The following is an 18,542-nucleotide window of genomic DNA, read 5'->3' as shown; positions in this document are numbered from 1 at the left end:
ATCATTTGTGGTAAACTTTGGGTTTTAGTTGGTTAAAATAAAAATATGCGCATTACCGAGCTTGTAAAAGGTGACCGTGCACGCCTGATTGATTTCGGCCTAACCGGTGTTCAATACAGAAGACGCTTGCTGTCTTTAGGCATAACTCGTGGGGTAGAAATTTCGGTAGTCAGAGTAGCGCCTTTAGGATGTCCTGTACAAGTAGATGTCCGTGGTACTTCTTTGACATTGCGCAAGGAGGAGGCCGCCGAATTGATTTGGGAGCGCATATGACCCATATTTTGCTCGTGGGCAATCCGAATTGCGGTAAAACAACGTTATTCAATGCATTAACTGGTGCTAATCAACGAGTTGGCAATTGGCCAGGTGTTACCGTTGAAAAGAAAGTGGGGTCTTATTGCTTTAACGAGCATACTTACCATATCACTGATTTACCCGGTGTTTACTCATTAAGTTCTACGAGTAACTCAAGCCAGGATGAAAAAATTGCTGCGGATGCTTTGGTGACTTTGGAGGCCGATTTAATTGTCAATGTGGTAGATGCCTGCCACTTAGAGCGCCATCTCTATTTAAGCAGTCAAATTCTTGAGCTTAAAAAACCGGTAATTATTGTTTTGAACATGATGGATATTGCAATACAGCGTGGTATCCAGATTGATATTCTGGCTTTGGAAAAGCAATTGGGTTGCCCAGTTTTTCCTATTCAAGCTCATAAAAAGATAGGCCTAGATGCATTAAATCAATCTATCAGTCATATTCCTCCAGCGGCTAGACCATTGGATCTGAAATTTTCAAAAGAAGTGAATGATGCATTGTTGATTATCGAGCAACAATTGCAAACCAAACAGGTTGCGCCACAACTTGTTAGTTATTATGCCCTTCGAATCCTGGAGGGGGATGCTTGTTTGGTCGCCAGTGAAATTGATTCCTTGTGCTTTAGTGAAAACGCTTCTGATTTGGATATTGTTTTAGCAGATGCTCGCTATCAAAAAATTCATGACATTGTTTTGAAGATACAAAAAAAACGAAGTGATACCAGTGAGCATTTTACCGCAAAACTTGATCGCCTCGTGTTACATCGTTATTTTGCGTTGCCTATATTTTTAGCCATGATGTACCTGATGTTTCTGTTTGCTATTAATATCGGTGGTGCATTCCAGGATTTCTTTGATATCACGACAGATACTGTTTTTGTGCAAGGAAGCGCTTGGTTATTGCAACAATTGTCTATGCCGAATTGGCTTATTGCTTTGGTGGCAAATGGTGTTGGCAAGGGTATCAATACGACCCTCACTTTCATCCCTGTTATCGCTGCAATGTTTTTCTTTCTTTCATTATTAGAAGCTTCAGGATACATGGCGCGTGCCGCGTTTGTTGTCGATAAGATAATGCGCGCTCTAGGGTTACCTGGTAAATCCTTTGTACCCATGATAGTTGGTTTTGGCTGTAATGTTCCCGCTATTATGGCTGCGCGTACATTAGACTCTGAAAGAGATAGACTCTTAACTGTGATGATGAGTCCTTTCATGTCCTGCAGTGCACGCTTGGCTATTTATGCTGTCTTTGTGGCTGCTTTTTTCCCCTCGGGTGGTCAGAATGTGGTATTTTCTCTTTATATTCTCGGTATTTTGATGGCAGTGTTAACAGGGTTAGTTTTACGTAAAACGACCTTGAAAGGCCAAGCATCCCCTCTCATCTTGGAATTACCAGCTTATCATAAGCCAACGCTAAAGCGCTTGCTGAAAGAAACCTCATGGCGTCTAAAGCATTTTGTTTTACGAGCAGGTCGTTTAATTATTCCGGTGTGTGTAATTTTAGGTGGTTTAAATGCTATGACTCTTGAAGGTGGGATTAATGCCGGAGAAGCAAGCACGCAATCCGTATTATCTTTGTTGGGTCAGTGGCTCACTCCTATCTTTCATCCTATGGGTTTACACCAAGATAATTGGCCTGCAACAGTGGGTTTGCTTACCGGTATGTTGGCGAAAGAGGTTGTGGTAGGCTCCTTAAACTCTCTTTATGCTCAGATGGGAAATTTCGGACAGCTTGCAGCCGCTCATTTTGATTTTTTGGGGTCTTTATCCAGTGCTTTTTGGTCTATTCCGCTAAATCTAAGCGAGTTGGGCTCAGCATTGTTAAATCCTTTAGTTGCAAATATTCCAGATGGCAATGTCTCTCAATCGGTGTATGGCATGATGGCCGAACGCTTTGACGGAAAAGCAGGTGCTTACGCCTATTTAGTGTTTATTTTACTTTATGTCCCCTGTGTTTCTACCATGGCCGTTATTCGCCAGGAAGCAAATCATAAGTACATGTGGTTTTCCATTATCTGGTCCTTCTTTGTTGCTTATGTGAGTGCTGTTTTTATTTATCAAGTAGCAACTTACAACGCTCATCCACAACAATCCTTAGTATGGATTTTATTAATTTTGTTAGTGGTTTTGGGTCTGTGGTCCATTGTGCGTCGATTATCGTTTGGAGGCGAGGGTGTTACTACAAATTCGTGAGTTTATACGACGAGAGCAAGTCGTGAGTAATCAGCAAATTGCACGCGAATTTAAGCTTGATACTGATTCTCTGCAACCCATGTTAGACCTTTGGTTACGAAAAGGTGTCATTAGCTTTTGTCAGGAAAAAACAGCCTGCCAAACGCGCTGTTTTAAGTGTAAGATTCAACCACCAGTGTACTATCAATATAACTCCACCAAAAAATAACAGTTATTTTACATTTTTAACGTTGTTTTGTCTGTGCTCGACGAGTTGTTTTGGGCTAAGATAGAGTTATTAAGTGTTACTAGGTATATATGAAATGGCTACACCAGATATATCCCCAGAAGAGTATGCCAAGCTTGCAGAAGAAGGGCGAAAAATCTTACTTGAGAGCCAAGCTGATCCTGTTATGCTCGTTGAGCAAGTCTATCAGCTTTGGTGGCGCTGGGCTGATTTTGAGCTTTTTATTATAACTCCGACGATTCATACGATTGACCCTCCCTTGATTATCAAGCCTGAACTTATTCAAGGGACAGAGGAGCATGAGTTTGTTTATACGATTCATGATTATGGCCATAGGCTAATAACCTCAAAAAGTTCGGATATGTACACTGCTGGTATGTCCAATTGCAAGTTGTATCTGACGATCGAAAAAATGATTTATTTATTAGTAGAGCGCTTAAAAAGCGGTGGTATTAGTCATGAAACAGAAGTCCAGGTTGCTTTTAATGGTCATGAACTAGCGCAACGAAAAGCGTTTGAGTCTATCATTAATTTAAGTTATAACGTTGTGGTCACCAATTTTGATCCTGGCACTTGGGGTGAGCGTTACCTTCAATCTGTCAAACGTCTCGCAGACAAGGGGTACGGTTATCCCTCAGAGACTCCGCGAGAGTCGTTCCGTCAATCACATGCCCATGCACCGGGTTTATCTCGCTAATAAATATCGATTGTATTTGAATTGATTTAATAACAATACCGCGCTTATCGCGGTATTGTTATTAAAAGGGTTGAGATATTAGAAAGTAAATCCCTTAGTTTGGTCATCAACTCTTTTTGGCCCTATGCTTTGTAATTCAATGCCCTCGTCAACAATACAGATTTGGTCGAGTTCATCGTTGATAATATGTCTAATATTACCTCTGTCTGCCAAAGTTTTATCTTTATAGCTTAGTAATTCTTTGACTTGTGGTAAGGTCATTTCCTGAATGGCATTGCTTAATAAAGCAAGTACCGGCTTATCTATGGTATTTATTGCGGCAAAGCGATCAATTAGAGTTGTCATTAAGTGCTGTAACTCCTCTTCTCGGCGAATAATCTCTGACGTGGTCTCCTCTTTGCTACTACGAGTAGCATGAAAGGTTTCCCATTTACTGGAGGGAGTTGAGACCGCAGTAGGATCGAGTTCTCTTTGATATATTTTATTGACAGTTTGTTGACAAGCCTGGAGTTGCTTAGCGGTAATATTGATAATTTCTCCAGTATTAAGTACTGGTAATCTGGAGAGTCCAAAAATTTCTTGAAGTAATCGTGCTTGAGCTTCTGTTTTAGCAGTAAGACGCAGAGAAAGGGTACTATCTGGTTGCCACAAATATTCAAGTATCCCTGTTTGTTCAGGGGAGCTTCCTTTAAGTAAAGTATTTAATTTAACAAGTGTTTCACCTTGGACGCTTACTTTTAATTTAGGAAGTGTTACAAGCTCAAATATAGGTTCAGCTAATGCTGTTTGTCGTTTAACTTCATATTGCTTACCTACCTCCACCATAAGAAGAGCCAATGCAGAGGGTGTTAACTCGCAACTTAAGCCTTTTGTTGTAATATTGAAATTTAACGAAAGTTGGGTTTTTAAAAATTCTCGAACAGTTTTATTGGTAGTAGTTAGTGCATAATTACCGTTTGGCAATTTTTCTAATTGGAAAGGTACACGTTCATCTGGTTTTCTTATTTGCATTTGGTTCAGAAAAGTTTTGCTATCAAACATTACAGTTGTTGGTGAAACAATTTTTTCCAATCTATCGAGGAAAGTAATTTCATCTTTAGTTAATGACAACCGTTGCTCAAAGACGTTTAAAATCTGTTGGTTGCTTACAGCGGCTTTCCCTGACCATTTATCAAGAAGTTTTAAATAGTCAGTCAGTTCTTTAAAGTCCATGCCGGTATTGAAAGCGGCCTCTATCAGATTTATTTTGATCTCCGCAAAATATAAGTCAAATGTTCTAAGTTTTCCCGTGCTAATTTGCATGGATAAATTATCGATTAAACCTTGCAAATTACCGCCTTCTTTGCCTTGGCTTCTAAGTACTGCCAAGCGAGACAATAGTTCTTCAGCGGTTGGTGTGTTTGTCTGAATTCGATAGAGTTCTTGTCGCAATCCAGGATAACTTTTTATGACTTCTTCACTGGGATTTTCACCAGTGATCATCTTTCGCATCAGATGGACACCAATCATTCGCTCCGATAAGTCAGTGTCGTAGAAGATACTGTAATTGCGGTACATGATGTGACGTGCTAAACCGATTTTACTTGACCCTCTGAGAAAGGCAGGGGCACTAGCTCCTGGATTTGTAAAACTAAAATCATCTTGCAATGTTCCACAAACGCCATCGCCCTCATAAGGTTTTCCATAATCAAAACCATAAAAGAAGCCGTCAGCGAATCCTTTATTTTGTCCATCTTTGCCAATGCCATCTCTATCGCCAATGGCAAGACAGAAAATAAGGTTCCTGCCTAAGCCAGGTAAAGATTTACCATGTTTGACGGCAGCTTTGGGATCCTCTACTAAAATGCCATTATAGTCAGGCTCTCCACCGCCATGTAGAAAATCTGTTAGTTCGCGCAAACCATTTTTCCAGCCACAGGCTAACAAGGCATGAGGGCCTCCAGGACCTTTTAGCCAAACAATTTTTTGGTTTTGATTCTTATCGCTAAATATGCGAGCCAAATGAGTTCCAACATACTCGCGCAGAGCTTCCTTGTTAGCTTTGACACGTTCTTTAGCCGCTCCACTTTCTGCATAATCCAATTTGTACAGCCACGCACTTAATTGTTTGTTTTCCTTGATGGAATCTTTGATTTGTTCACAGAGCCATGAAATAGTAGGAGAGAGCCTATCTGGGTCATGAGGTGTAGGTACCAGCGTATTAATGAAGGTTCCAAAAGCTCTTTGCTTTTGACTTAATGCGGCTAGTCGTACGTCCTCTGAGGCATCTATGGGGAGTTCTTTGTCAATCTTGATAAGTGTTGCGGACAAGATTTTAAGGGCATCAGCTTCATCTCCTGTCAATTCAGGTGGGACAGAAAATTTTTGCAATTGTTCAAAAAAAGCTTCGTCTAGATCGATTGCTCTAAATCCTGGCTCTACCCCACTAGGCTTATGCCCATAACAGAATTGGGTGGGATTAAACATCGTACCAACACGACTTAACGTCTGTCTTGCAAGTAATTTGGCTTGAGTGGGATCAGCTTTGGTACTAATACTATTTACCGAAGCACTAACCTTGGAAGGTAGTTCTACTTTGGGTGAACTGATAATGGGTGCACTGATAGAAATTTTTGTTGCTTCAGGTGTTACGGTTTTTGGGGGTGGTAAAACCACGTCTTCGGATTTTTTTCCGAGTTGGGTCATCATGCGTAGGATTAAACCATCCTTTTTAAAATGATAATTAGGGCCCTTACTGACTGTGACGCCAAACTGTTCCTCACAAAATTTGTTAATTTGAGCCGCTTGAGCGCTTGCTCCTCGTGTGTCTGCCATCGCATGATACGCTGCGCCAAATGCCTCAAGCAAGGCAAAAATTTTGGCATCAGAAGAGCTTGTACTTTTAGCAATTTTATTTAGATTTTCCTGTAACTGGGCGACAATTTTTTTCGGTTCAGGATCAAATTTGCGTGTGGTAAGGTCGGCAATAATCGCCTTATATTCTTTGGTAAATTGCTCGCTACTAATCGAAGAGGCTGTGGATTTAGATGTAGCTAAGAACTTAATGTATTGTTCAGCAAAATCCTCGTCTATACCATAATTTTTACCCTTTTCCAGGGTTTTAAATGCACTTTTATCAAGCTGCATCGCTGCGAAAAAGTCTTGATTAATCTGCAGTCCGTCTAACAGCAGGCGATAAATTGCATCGCGTAATGCTCCTGATTGATAAAGAGCGGTAGTAAATGCTGTCCACGCCGGGGTCACTACTGGCGTTGGAAATTGGGCGTAAGTTAATAACTTATGCAATGCTCTATAGCCACAACTCCAGTTATCTACTTGCGAATTATCAGAGTTAACTCGAACGACTAAGTTGGGATGTACAACAGCTGGAAAAGCGGTGTAGTTTTTGACATGACCATCAACAATTGAAGTAGTATTGTAATGGATAGCATTGGTTAAGATGGCCTGAGCTCCGGGATCAGCTGGCATGGAGTCATGATAGTCAACATTGACAGTACCGGCTGTAGGGTCAACTCGAATTAACACCTCAGTCCAATGTGAGCCTTGGCCTCCTAATGATTCATTGTTTCCACAATTGATCATTAAAGGAATGGAATAGGGAGCAGGGTTTGCGCCATGTTTTTCTCGTTCAAAATGTAAGATCATACCTATATCGTCAGCATTTAAACGAGTGATGTGGACTCTGTCTTTTACGCCTAGTTTGATAAGAAGGCGCTCTAAATCTACTTCACTTAACCATTCGGATTGTCCTAATTGGCCGTTTAGCAGTTTTTCAGCAACTCCAAGATTAGTGGCTTGAGCATGCAGATCTCGTAGTGAGCGTCCAGCAACACTTTGCTTAATAAAAATCCCTGCTAGTGTTGCGTCTTTTTCATTAAAAGTAGTGGCTACTGGCGGAGTATCAGCGGAAAAAGCAACAAATTTATCCAGGAGGCCAACGAGCTTAAGGTATTGTAGCTGGTGCGTCTCTCTCGTTTCAGGATTATCACTACCGATGGCTGTAACAGCGAGATTCTCATCGTCGAGGTCATAGAAGAAATCAATCGCTGTAGCAAGCTGTGTATAGTTATCCGGTGTATTTAGCCACAAAGGATTATAATTCGCTTTGAATTTTTCTTTTAAATAGCGCTCAATAATGCGATCTTTCCTATCTTTGGCTAGAAGTTTACCCATTCCACTTGGAGTTTTCATGTCTAATCCTTATTCGATTAAGGTTTGAAATCATTAAGTTTTCAAAGCCGCATCGATTTTCTGTTGTCTATAAGAACAGGTTACCTCTTTTAAATTAAGCAAAAATTAAACTAATTGTAAAATTTTAGAAAACAAAATGTATTCAAAATAGTCATTCATCTTTCACTTTGCTTAGTAATTCCAACGGAAATGAATAGCAAAAAATATTTTTGTATTATTTTTATTCAATTTTGAGATATAATATGGCCCTTATTTACGGATAATTATTTTGAGGACTCTATTTATGGGAGAGAGTACAAAGGAAAATAAAGGAAATTCTTCTACTGTTTTTCCAGTAACCCAAAGTAATGGAAAAATTATTTATTTTTTTAGTGATTTCTCGGAGACACTGGGAAGCGGCGGCTCCGCGGATGTCTATAAGGGCTATCGTTGCGAATTAAAAAATCCTAAAGCAATAACAGGTCCTTCAGTTATTGATATCAATGATGTCATTATTCAACACAATAACCCAGTGGCCATTAAACTCTACAAACCAGGTTATACGCCATCTCCTTATCGAAAATCCAGCAATAGCTATCTGCCCCTTGAGGTGCGAGGCAGAATGGTACTTATCATGAAATTTGTTGAAGGGTTTCATATTAATCCCGCTATTGATGATAACCCGGAAATTAAGAGCATGACATTTTTCCAGGCAGTTGATGCGGCCTGGCAACTTGTTATTGGCTTAAATCCATTGCATTACAGGAATAGCAAGGGAACCTCTGTTGTTCATGGGGATATCAAAGGTTCCAACGTTAAAATTAAAATAGTAAAAGAAGCACCATCTGATGATCACAAACCCGCTAAGACAAAAATTGATGTTGAATATCTTGATGATGATTACAGTAAACCAATACTAGCTATACCACAAATAGTTCAAGGAACCCCGGAGCATTTGGCTCTCGAGTTACTCGATGGCGATTATTCTGAATTAAGTGACTTTTATGCGCTAGGCCCCTTATTGCTGTCAATTTTCGGCGCTAAAAATCCATTTAAAACAATGCTGGAGTTCAGGGACAATCATCCTGCAATGGGCTATGAAGGTTTGGTTAAACACTATGCCGAATTAGGGTATAACCCGGAAGGATTATTTGGACATTTTAAAGAGGTGCTAGATAACTCTCTTTGTGAGTTACTGAAAAAATTCCTGTTACAAATGGTTGCGCGAGAAAAAGCACTGCGACCGTCCTCTGATGCCATATTGGAATTTTTTACGGCCCTAAGGCAGAAGTGCTTATTTACGGAGCAAGGGGAAGATGCCAGTGTCTTTAGCTTGCGCATGAGAATAGCAGCTGGGGAAGCCACCTGGTTAGAAGATAAGAGTCAACGACAGCTATTTTACTCACTTGATCAAACGGTTCAGAACCGATTAATTCATTTATTAGGACCCCAAAAGAGTTTTTGCTTTTATGAGTTGTGTACACAAGATAAGGCTCTGAATCAAGAGGGGATAAGTAATCTGATTAGAGTTTTGTTAAAGCAATTGATAGAAAATAAGCAATTTAACAATTCCGTTTCTCAGTCACAGTCGTTTTTTAAATCCCCGGTAATGCAAAAAGAGTTACAATGGCTGTTGTCTTGCTATGAGGAAAAAAACTGGGAAGCATTTTTTTCTAAACAAGGTGATGTGTTTAAAAACACGCTTAAGCAGGCACCGCAAGAAATAATCCCTTTGATTACAATAGTTGTGGAGCAATTAACTAAGGAACAAAGCCATGCGGTCCCTCGACCCGCTCCTTTAAGCCAGGGTTCACATGCTTTGTTTATGAAAAAACGACCTGCAACCGCGTTTTCGTCCACTGAGAGAGCAATTGTTGTGGGCTATGAAAACTAACTAATCCGACAACATAGGCAGGTAAAATTAACAATAAGCGCCTCACGGTTTGTTGCCAATTTAAATTGCCATTCTTGGAAATGAGTTGCAATCGCCAGGCTCGCATACCTATTGTCTGGCCTCCGTAGCGTAGAGAGATCATGTAATAGGCCACAAAAAGGGCTATTAAACAAAACTGGTACCATCGAGTTGCGGCCGCAATAGCTGTGCCGTGATTAAATAAAAGGCAAATAGTGGTAAAGGCAAAAAATAAAGCGGTAATAATAAAACTATCGTAAATTTGTGCAGCCAGAGATCTCAATAACATAAGACTATTTTCCTTCGCTCATTGTTTTGGTCCCTAATGAGACCTGTTCTAAACAGTCAATATAAACTTTACTCAAATCCAGACCAAAATATTCAGTTTCGGGCAGGTCTTCCCAATGTCCTTCCTCATAGGCAATGACGATATCAAGAATTTTGCCGATGGGGCCTTTCCGCGATAATAACGCGAGTTTAATTTCTGCTGATAATGTAATTTTGTCAATTAAATTTTCTAAAGGACTATCCATCAAGCTATCTAAAACTGATAGCAATCCTGCGGTATAGGCACTTTGAGCACAGAGTTCTGGTTGTGTTTCTGCTAATTTTTGTGCCATGTGAGCTCGAATTAAACCTGATTCAACAATCTCTAAGGGCTTATTGGAGACATTGGTCATTGATAATACCATGACCCAATTTTTTAAATTAAATATTCCGAGTCGAACAACGGCTTGCTGAATAGATTCAATATCTTGATAACCTGAAAAGGCGACTGAATTGGCTACTTTTAATAATTGATAACTTAACATTGGATCACTTTGAATAAGACCAATAACGGTTTCCATATTAATGTCTTGCTGCTGCAGCTTTGTTATCAACTCCAGTAAGTTCAATTTATTTGCAGCAATTTCAGTTTTTTCCGGTGATTGTGGATGGAAGAGAAAATCACCACAATAAAAATCCATTTCCATCGCTTTTGAGCGTTCGAAACTATTAGGATGACTTAAGTCATAGGCAATCACTTTTCGTTGTCGCTCATGACTGTATTTAACCACTTTAGAGACATTGGCTGCAGTCATTAAATGTTCACTTAAGGCAACATAATCGGCGAAATTTAGCCAGGCAAGCTGTTGTGGGCTATCGATAAGCAAAGCTAAACGATAGGGTGAGGTTTCTAATTCTTCACGTGGGCAGCTGGTATTGATATCGGCAGCATGAAGTTTAAGAACGATAGGTTGTTCTATAGGAGATTCTGCTTTCTCAACTAAAAATTTAAGCGCATACGGAATAAATAATGGAAGATGTTTGGCTGTATTGCGCTGAATTGTTGCAAAGTGCTCAAATATATCACCATGCTCCTGAGCTTGCTTATTAGCAATAATTTCAATGCCGGCACATTCTAATCGTTGATTATAGATAGTGCGCTTAATTAGCATGGCTAATTCCCTGTAACCTTATTATTAAAAGCATAGTACGGGAATCGAAAGATCGCTAAAAACAGAGACTAGTACAGGCTTGAATCTTTGCGCAAAAAATACAGAGTGGTATACTGCACAAGTTTTTAATTTGAGCTTAGACTTAATGGCTTCCTGAAAAGGTAGCCAATGTGGAATTAAGGCAGGTTCAGGTAAATTTAGCTATAACTCATAAAGACTGATTATGCTATATTAATAGTATTTCTTTTAAGGATGATTTTGACAGTGAATCAAAAAAGACCAATAAATCTTGATTTGGGAACCATGAAATTTCCTCCAATGGCCATTGCTTCGATTTTGCATCGAATTTCTGGTTTGGTTCTATTCTTATTAATGCCGGCAATGCTTTATTTTTTGGCAATATCGCTACAAAGTCCGAATTCGTTTATGGCTTTACAGCAGATGCTTGGTCAGCCACTTCATAAACTCGTATTATGGGCTTTCAGTGCAGCGTTAATCTATCATATGCTAGCAGGTATCCGTCATTTACTGATGGATTTAGGCTATGGTGAGGACGTTAAATCTGGCCGTCGCAGTGCCATTTTTGTTATCACTTTGGCGATAATACTGACTCTTCTTCTAGGAATCTGGATATGGTAACCAATATTACAAGTTTAACTGGCAATGGTTTAAAAGATTGGTTGATTCAACGTGTTACCTCGATTTATTTTGCCGTTTACTCCTTATTTCTACTGGGTTATTTGCTATTTCATCCAAATTTAAGCTATGTAGAATGGCATACCTTGTTTCAACACCTTAGCTTTAAAATAGCAAGTCTTATCGCTTTATTTGCTATTTCCCTGCATGCCTGGATAGGAGTTTGGACTGTAACCACCGATTACATTAAATGTACGGCGATAAGACTCACTGTCCAAATGTGGGTTCTTTTATGGCTTCTAGGCCAATTCGTTTGGGGCTTACTAATTTTGTGGGGGCAATAACCATGGCAATTGCACGTAACAAGTTTGATGCAGTAATTATTGGTGCAGGTGGCGCGGGAATGCGGGCAGCGTTGCAATTAGCCAATTCTGGTTTGAAGGTGGCATTATTATCCAAGGTTTTTCCAACACGCTCTCATACCGTGTCAGCTCAAGGGGGAATTACTGCCGCCCTTGGAAATGCTGATGTAGATGATTGGCGCTGGCACATGTATGACACAGTCAAAGGTGCTGATTATATTGGCGATCAGGATTGTATTGAGTATTTGTGTAAAACTGGCCCTGAAGCTGTTTATGAACTTGAGCATATGGGGCTGCCTTTTTCCCGAATGGATAATGGTAAAATTTATCAACGCCCTTTTGGTGGTCAATCTAAAAATTTTGGTGGTGAGCAGGCCGCACGCACATGTGCTGCAGCAGACAGAACTGGACATGCTTTATTGCATACCCTCTATCAGCAAAATCTAAAGGCTAAAACCCATGTTTTTAGTGAATGGTATGCATTGGATTTTGTAAAAGATGCTCATGGGCGTATTGCCGGTGTTACCGCTTTGTGTATTGAAACTGGAGAGATTGTTTTTTATCAAACTCGAGTTTGTATTCTTGCGACTGGTGGTGCTGGGCGCATTTTTCAATCAACAACAAATGCTCTTATTAATACAGGCGATGGTTTTGGCATGGCTTTACGTGCTGGTCTTGCGCTACAAGATATGGAGATGTGGCAATTTCATCCCACAGGTATTGCTGGTGCAGGTGTTCTAGTGACTGAAGGCTGCCGTGGTGAAGGTGGCTATCTCATTAATAAAGATGGTGAGCGCTTCATGGAGCGCTATGCACCACGAGTGAAAGATTTAGCCTCTCGCGACGTAGTGGCGCGCTCCATGGCCCTGGAAATTCGCGCAGGTAAAGGTTTTGATCCGAAAGGTATTGATCACGTAAAGCTGAAACTGGATCATTTGGGTGCTGATTTGATCAAATCACGCTTGCCGGGAATCCGTGAGTTATCGATGAAATTTGCAGGTGTAGATCCCATTGTTGAACCTATTCCTGTTGTGCCCACTTGCCATTATAGTATGGGTGGCATTCCAACGAACATGCATGGCCAAGTCATTACCAAAAAGGATGGCGCTGATCATATTATGGAAGGGCTTTATGCAGTAGGAGAATGTGCTTGCGTTTCTGTACATGGTGCTAATCGCTTAGGTGGCAACTCTCTGCTTGATTTGGTTGTTTTTGGTCGTGCTGCGGGTCTTCATGTCGAAGAATTATGGCAATCCAACCAGTTGCCAGAGATGCCTTATATCACTGATGATGATATTGATGCTGCTTTGGCTCGCTATAACCGTTGGGAAAATTCAACAGAAGGCGAAAGTCCAACAGTAATTCGTGATGAAATGCAACGCGTCATGCAAGAAGATTTTGGTGTATTCCGCACTGGCGACATTATGACCAATGGTCTTCATCGTTTGGAAGCACTGCGTGAGCGTTTGAATAACGCAATGCTTAGCGATAAAAGTAAAGTTTTTAATACGGAACGCATTTCTGCACTAGAATTGGATAATTTGATGGCTACTGCTTGTGCTACGGCACATTCAGCGCTTGCACGTACTGAAAGTCGTGGAGCACATAGCCGAGAAGACTACCCTGCGCGTGATGATGCAAATTGGATTAAACATACTTTGTATTTTGAGCAAGGTGATACCATTGATTTTCGACCTGTAAATACATCACCTAAATATATTAAGGCATTTGAGCCTAAAGAACGCGTTTACTAGAGAGGATATACTGTGGCTGACATAAGAAATCTGTGCCTGTCTATTTATCGATATAATCCAGAGGCGAACACTGAGCCTTACATGCAGGATTACGAAATAGCAATTCCGGCCAAAAGTGATCCTATGCTATTAACTTTGCTTGAGCGTATTAAGGCCGAGCAGGATCCTACCTTGGCTTATCGACGTTCTTGTCGTGAAGGAGTATGTGGTTCTGACGGTATGAATATAAATGGTACTAATGGTTTAGCCTGCATTACTTCTCTTTCACAGTTAAAGACTGATAAAATCGTTATTCGTCCATTACCTGGATTTCCAATAATACGAGATTTAGTCGTGGATATGACGCAATTTTATCAGCAATATGAGCGCATTGAGCCTTATTTGCAGAACGATGGCGTCGTACCTGCTCATGAGCGATTGCAGTCGCCAGCAGAGCGGGCTCAGCTCGATGGGTTATATGAGTGTATTTTATGCGCGTGCTGTACCAGTTCTTGTCCTTCATTTTGGTGGAATCCTGAAAAATTTGTTGGGCCTGCTGGACTTTTACAAGCACGACGCTTTTTGGCAGATAGTAGGGACACAGCTAAGCAACACCGTTTGGATAAATTACAAGATCCTTTCAGTGTATTTCGTTGTCGCTCAATTATGAATTGCGCGAATGTTTGCCCGAAGGGACTCAATCCGACCAAGGCAATTGCTGAGATTCGTAAGCAAATGCTGACTCAGGAAACTTGATAGCGATTTTTTGTACTTGCTAGATCCAAGTACACCCCTTTGGAGACAATATATGAGCGGTAGTGACCTGCAAAAGCAATGGGCTTCTTCCTATTTATCGGGGGGGAGCATGGCGTATGTTGATGGTTTATATGAAGACTATCTAGCAGATCCTGATTCTGTACCAGCTGATTGGCGTGCAACGTTTGATGCATTGCCTAAACTGGATGGTGCAACAAAAGATATTTCGCATCGAGATATTCGTGATTATTTTTTGGAAAATGCCGATCGCAGACGCATGTCAATTGTTGCTTCTGAAGACAGTAAACAATATCAGGTCGCTCACTTAATTAATGCATACCGCGCTCAAGGCCATCACGCAGCCAAACTTGATCCACTGGAAATGGCTGAGCGAATTCACGTACCTAGTCTTGAGTTAAATTATCACCAGCTTGGCGAAGCAGATATGGATCGCCAGTTTTTTGCAGGTAAATATTTTAATGGAACTCAGATGTCCTTGCGGGAAATTTACCAGGCACTCCGAGATACCTATTGTGGTAGCATCGGTATTGAGTACATGCATATCTCCGATAATGAAGAGACGGAGTGGTTGCAAAAGAAATTAGAACCTGTACGTGGGCGCCCCAATTTTAATGTTAATAAAAAGCGTGAAATTCTAAATGACTTAATTGCTGCTGATGGTCTTGAGCGTTATTTAGGGACACGTTATGTTGGTCAAAAGCGCTTTTCTCTTGAAGGTGGGGATTCACTGATTCCCATGATGAAAGAGCTTATCCGTTTAGGCGGGACTAACGCAGTGAATGAGCTTGTTGTTGGTATGGCGCATCGTGGCCGTTTAAATGTGTTGGTTAATGTTTTAGGTAAAGAACCTAACCAACTTTTCCAGGAATTTGAAGGTAAAATTAAATCAGAGCGTACGGGTGATGTTAAGTATCACATGGGTTACTCATCTGATTTACGGACTGAAGATAATGCTATTGTTCACGTAGCATTAGCATTTAACCCATCCCATCTAGAAATTATTGGGCCCGTTGTTGAGGGATCAGCGCGTTCACGTCTGCGCCGTCGTAATGACCTGGAGAATAAAAATAAAGTCGTTCCAGTTGTAATTCATGGCGATGCTGCTTTCGCAGGCCAAGGTGTTGTCATGGAAACCTTTAATTTTTCGCAAGCACGTGGTTATTGTACGGGTGGTACTATCCATATCGTTATTAATAACCAAATTGGTTTTACTACAAGCAATCCTTTGGATGCACGCTCAACTCTATATTGTACTGATGTAGCAAAAATGGTTCAGGCTCCGGTGATTCATGTGAATGGTGATGATCCTGAAGCGGTTGTTTTTGCCACTCAAATCGCCTTTGAATTCCGCATGAAATTTAAACGCGATGTAGTGGTAGATCTTGTTTGCTACCGCCGTCATGGACATAATGAAGCGGATGAACCATCTGTCACTCAACCTGCCATGTATAAGAAAATTAAATCAATGCGGCCTCTGCGCGAAATTTATTCTGATGCATTGATTGCACAAAATTTAATAACTCAAAAGGAAGTTGATCAGCTGATTGAAGATTATCGGGACAGATTAGATAAAGGACAGGCTGTAGTTGATATTGTCCATGGTGATTATGAAGGTAAAATTTCTATTGATTGGTCTCCCTATATTAACGCGAAATGGACTGATAAAGCAGATACCACTATATCGCTCAATACTCTTAAGGAATTGTCTAAAAAATTAAGTGATTTACCCAAAGGTTTCGAGCTACATCCTGTAGTCAAACGCCTTTTAACCGAGCGTGAAAAAATGACTACCGGCGAAATTCCAATGAATTGGGGTTATGCGGAGACGATGGCTTATGCCAGTTTGTTAAATGAAGGCTATGGGGTTCGTCTTTCTGGGCAAGACTCTGGTCGTGGAACCTTTGCTCATCGTCATGCGGTTTTACATGATATACAAACTGGTGAATCTTATATTCCATTGGAAAAAACAGTAGCAAATCCGCATAAACCAGTTGTTATTATTGATTCAGTACTTTCTGAAGAAGCTGTTCTTGCTTTTGAATATGGATTTGCGTCTTCTGAACCCACATCATTAGTATTGTGGGAAGCACAGTTTGGTGACTTTGCTAACGGAGCACAAGTGGTTATCGACCAGTTCATTAGCTCTGGTGAGCAAAAATGGGGACGCTTATGTGGCCTTGTTATGTTACTTCCTCATGGATATGAAGGGCAGGGGCCAGAACATTCCTCTGCACGCCTCGAACGTTTCATGCAATTATGTGCACAACACAATATTCAGGTTTGTACTCCAACAACACCTGCGCAAATGTTTCATATGTTGCGTCGACAAATGCTGCGGAAGTTTCGGAAGCCATTGATTGTAATGACGCCAAAAAGCTTGCTAAGACACAAGTTGGCAGTGTCATCATTGGATGAATTAACAAAAGGCCAATTCCAAACAGTATTACCTGAAGTTGATAATCTGGACGCAAATAAAGTTACTAAGATAGTGTTATGTTGCGGTAAGGTTTATTATGATCTGCTCCAAAAACGTCGTGATGATAAATTAAGCCACGTCGCTATTATTAGAATCGAGCAGCTTTATCCTTTCCCTAAAAAGGCATTGATTCAAGAGCTTAAGAAGTTTCCGCATGCGAAAAAAGTAATTTGGTGTCAGGAAGAGCCTCAGAATCAAGGAGTTTGGTTCTCTTCACAACATAATATGAAAGATTGTTTAGATGAAGATCAATCTTTAAGCTATGCAGGAAGAGGGTTTGCAGCAGCTCCTGCAGTAGGAAGCCCAATATTACATGCCCAGCAGCAACAAGAATTAGTTGAGCAGGCGCTATTAGATTAACTGAGCACAATAATATAACAGAAGAAGGTATAACCATGTCTATTGAAGTTAAAGTACCTGCCTTACCTGAGTCGGTAGCAGATGCCACAATCGCTGCCTGGCATAAAAAAATTGGTGATATGGTCACTCGTGATGAAAATCTCCTTGATTTGGAGACAGACAAAGTTGTTCTTGAAGTGCCCGCTCCTGCCGATGGTATTCTTAAAGAAATTCTCTTTAGAGAAGGAGATACCGTTGAATCTGCACAAATCCTGGCGCGTATCGAAGCTCAAGGAGCTGCTGCAAGCAGCACGAAACAACAGCCAGTGAAAGAAGAAAAACCAGCAGCGAAAGAGCAATCTGAAACCATAGATGCTGAAGAGAAAGCAAGTGGACCTGCTGTAAGAAGGATGCTTGCAGAACACAATTTGCAACCGGGACAAATTTCAGGCTCAGGAAAAGACGGTAGAATTACGAAAGAAGATGTAATTTCTTATATTGAAACCAATCGTGAGAAAACTACAAAATCTACTCCAGAAAAACAACCTCAGCCTATGCCAATGGGTGCACGAGAAGAACGTCGTGTACCGATGACAAGACTACGGGCAAAAATTGCAGAGCGTTTAGTGCAAGCTCAGCATAATGCAGCTATGTTAACGACCTTCAATGAAGTTAACTTAAAAGCTGTTATGGATTTACGTGCCCAATACAAAGATCACTTTGAGAAAAAACATGGTGTTAAACTCGGCTTTATGTCATTTTTTACCAAGGCTGTAGTAGAGTCATTAAAACGCTTCCCTGCAGTGAATGCATCAATTGATGGTCAAGATATTGTTTATCATGGCTATTACGATGTTGGTATTGCTGTATCGACAGAGCGCGGTTTAGTGGTTCCGGTGCTTCGTGATGCCGATCAAATGAGCATGGCTGATATGGAAAAATCGATTGCTGATTCTGCAAATCGTGCCAGACAAGGTAAGTTGTCTATGGAGGAAATGCAAGGTGGTACCTTCACTATCACAAATGGTGGAGTTTTTGGCTCTTTATTAGCAACGCCAATTATCAATCCCCCTCAAACTGGTATCCTTGGAATGCATAAGATTGAGGATCGACCTGTTGTAGAAAAAGGTCAAATAGTGATTCGTCCGATGATGTATGTGGCATTATCCTATGATCATCGTTTAATTGATGGTAAAGAATCAGTCCAATTTTTAGTAAGTGTCAAAGAATTACTTGAAGACCCTTCGCGCTTACTGCTAAACGTTTAA

14 protein-coding genes are annotated in these 18,542 nt (G+C 40.7%); 11 read left to right on the top strand and 3 right to left on the bottom strand.

Annotated features, from left to right (window positions below):
- Window positions 1-45 precede the first annotated feature (45 nt).
- The 4 genes from LHA_RS13710 (at window position 46) to LHA_RS13695 (ending at window position 3,430) form a co-directional block, all read left to right on the top strand.
- Complete coding sequence (locus LHA_RS13710; protein WP_045107041.1) at window positions 46-273, top strand: FeoA family protein; 228 nt, start codon at window positions 46-48, stop codon at window positions 271-273.
- On the top strand, window positions 270-2,507 hold the full coding sequence (gene feoB / locus LHA_RS13705; protein WP_045107040.1) for a Fe(2+) transporter permease subunit FeoB: 2,238 nt from the start codon (window positions 270-272) through the stop codon (window positions 2,505-2,507). Before LHA_RS13710 ends, feoB begins: the two co-directional genes overlap by 4 nt.
- On the top strand, window positions 2,488-2,715 hold the full coding sequence (locus tag LHA_RS13700; RefSeq protein ID WP_045107039.1) for a FeoC-like transcriptional regulator: 228 nt from the start codon (window positions 2,488-2,490) through the stop codon (window positions 2,713-2,715). The genes feoB and LHA_RS13700 overlap by 20 nt, the downstream gene beginning before the upstream one ends.
- A gap of 94 nt (window positions 2,716-2,809) precedes the next feature.
- Window positions 2,810-3,430, top strand: a complete 621-nt coding sequence (locus tag LHA_RS13695; RefSeq protein ID WP_045107604.1) for a hypothetical protein — start codon at window positions 2,810-2,812, stop codon at window positions 3,428-3,430.
- A 78-nt stretch (window positions 3,431-3,508) separates the two neighbouring features.
- Here LHA_RS13695 and LHA_RS13690 read toward each other — a convergent pair whose 3' ends face one another.
- The gene (locus LHA_RS13690) at window positions 3,509-7,621 is read right to left on the bottom strand and encodes a hypothetical protein (RefSeq protein ID WP_045107038.1); all 4,113 of its coding nucleotides are present in this window, start codon (window positions 7,619-7,621) and stop codon (window positions 3,509-3,511) included.
- A gap of 283 nt (window positions 7,622-7,904) precedes the next feature.
- Between LHA_RS13690 and LHA_RS13685 the strand changes: the two genes are divergently transcribed.
- Window positions 7,905-9,494, top strand: a complete 1,590-nt coding sequence (locus tag LHA_RS13685) for a protein kinase domain-containing protein (protein WP_045107037.1) — start codon at window positions 7,905-7,907, stop codon at window positions 9,492-9,494.
- Here the strand turns inward: LHA_RS13685 and LHA_RS16690 are convergent.
- Window positions 9,424-9,801: an RDD family protein gene (locus LHA_RS16690; protein ID WP_082060365.1), complete on the bottom strand. Its 378-nt coding sequence runs from the start codon at window positions 9,799-9,801 to the stop codon at window positions 9,424-9,426. The two genes, LHA_RS13685 and LHA_RS16690, sit on opposite strands and share 71 nt — an antisense overlap.
- Window positions 9,802-9,805: 4 nt before the next feature.
- Window positions 9,806-10,951, bottom strand: a complete 1,146-nt coding sequence (locus tag LHA_RS13680; protein ID WP_045107036.1) for an EAL and HDOD domain-containing protein — start codon at window positions 10,949-10,951, stop codon at window positions 9,806-9,808.
- Between the two features lie 264 nt (window positions 10,952-11,215).
- Here LHA_RS13680 and sdhC point away from each other — a divergent pair, with 264 nt between their 5' ends.
- The 6 genes from sdhC to odhB are packed head-to-tail and all read left to right on the top strand — an operon-like array spanning window position 11,216 to window position 18,542.
- Window positions 11,216-11,590, top strand: a complete 375-nt coding sequence (gene sdhC / locus LHA_RS13675; protein ID WP_045107035.1) for a succinate dehydrogenase, cytochrome b556 subunit — start codon at window positions 11,216-11,218, stop codon at window positions 11,588-11,590.
- Complete coding sequence (gene sdhD / locus LHA_RS13670; protein WP_045107034.1) at window positions 11,584-11,931, top strand: succinate dehydrogenase, hydrophobic membrane anchor protein; 348 nt, start codon at window positions 11,584-11,586, stop codon at window positions 11,929-11,931. Before sdhC ends, sdhD begins: the two co-directional genes overlap by 7 nt.
- 2 nt (window positions 11,932-11,933) lie before the next feature.
- Entirely contained in the window at window positions 11,934-13,703 is a 1,770-nt protein-coding gene (gene sdhA, locus LHA_RS13665; RefSeq protein WP_045107033.1) for a succinate dehydrogenase flavoprotein subunit, read from the top strand.
- A gap of 12 nt (window positions 13,704-13,715) precedes the next feature.
- The gene (locus LHA_RS13660) at window positions 13,716-14,438 is read left to right on the top strand and encodes a succinate dehydrogenase iron-sulfur subunit (RefSeq protein ID WP_045107032.1); all 723 of its coding nucleotides are present in this window, start codon (window positions 13,716-13,718) and stop codon (window positions 14,436-14,438) included.
- Between the two features lie 52 nt (window positions 14,439-14,490).
- Window positions 14,491-17,295, top strand: a complete 2,805-nt coding sequence (locus LHA_RS13655; RefSeq protein WP_045107031.1) for a 2-oxoglutarate dehydrogenase E1 component — start codon at window positions 14,491-14,493, stop codon at window positions 17,293-17,295.
- A 35-nt stretch (window positions 17,296-17,330) separates the two neighbouring features.
- Window positions 17,331-18,542 (top strand): 2-oxoglutarate dehydrogenase complex dihydrolipoyllysine-residue succinyltransferase, encoded by a 1,212-nt coding sequence (gene odhB, locus LHA_RS13650; protein ID WP_045107030.1) that lies wholly within the window; start codon window positions 17,331-17,333, stop codon window positions 18,540-18,542.

Source organism: Legionella hackeliae (assembly GCF_000953655.1).
In the GTDB taxonomy this organism is placed as follows: Bacteria; Pseudomonadota; Gammaproteobacteria; order Legionellales; family Legionellaceae; genus Tatlockia; species Tatlockia hackeliae.
This window is presented reverse-complemented; position numbering and strand designations above follow the sequence as displayed.

What these genes read in the sequence shown, in the direction of transcription:
- LHA_RS13710 (WP_045107041.1), top strand. Translation starts at nt 46, where the DNA reads ATGCGCATTACCGAGCTTGTAAAAGGTGACCGTGCACGCCTGATTGAT.
- feoB (WP_045107040.1), top strand. Translation starts at nt 270, where the DNA reads ATGACCCATATTTTGCTCGTGGGCAATCCGAATTGCGGTAAAACAACG.
- LHA_RS13695 (WP_045107604.1), top strand. Translation starts at nt 2,810, where the DNA reads ATGGCTACACCAGATATATCCCCAGAAGAGTATGCCAAGCTTGCAGAA.
- LHA_RS13690 (WP_045107038.1), bottom strand. Translation starts at nt 7,621, where the DNA reads ATGAAAACTCCAAGTGGAATGGGTAAACTTCTAGCCAAAGATAGGAAA.
- LHA_RS13685 (WP_045107037.1), top strand. Translation starts at nt 7,905, where the DNA reads ATGGGAGAGAGTACAAAGGAAAATAAAGGAAATTCTTCTACTGTTTTT.
- LHA_RS16690 (WP_082060365.1), bottom strand. Translation starts at nt 9,801, where the DNA reads ATGTTATTGAGATCTCTGGCTGCACAAATTTACGATAGTTTTATTATT.
- LHA_RS13680 (WP_045107036.1), bottom strand. Translation starts at nt 10,951, where the DNA reads ATGCTAATTAAGCGCACTATCTATAATCAACGATTAGAATGTGCCGGC.
- sdhD (WP_045107034.1), top strand. Translation starts at nt 11,584, where the DNA reads ATGGTAACCAATATTACAAGTTTAACTGGCAATGGTTTAAAAGATTGG.
- sdhA (WP_045107033.1), top strand. Translation starts at nt 11,934, where the DNA reads ATGGCAATTGCACGTAACAAGTTTGATGCAGTAATTATTGGTGCAGGT.
- LHA_RS13655 (WP_045107031.1), top strand. Translation starts at nt 14,491, where the DNA reads ATGAGCGGTAGTGACCTGCAAAAGCAATGGGCTTCTTCCTATTTATCG.
- odhB (WP_045107030.1), top strand. Translation starts at nt 17,331, where the DNA reads ATGTCTATTGAAGTTAAAGTACCTGCCTTACCTGAGTCGGTAGCAGAT.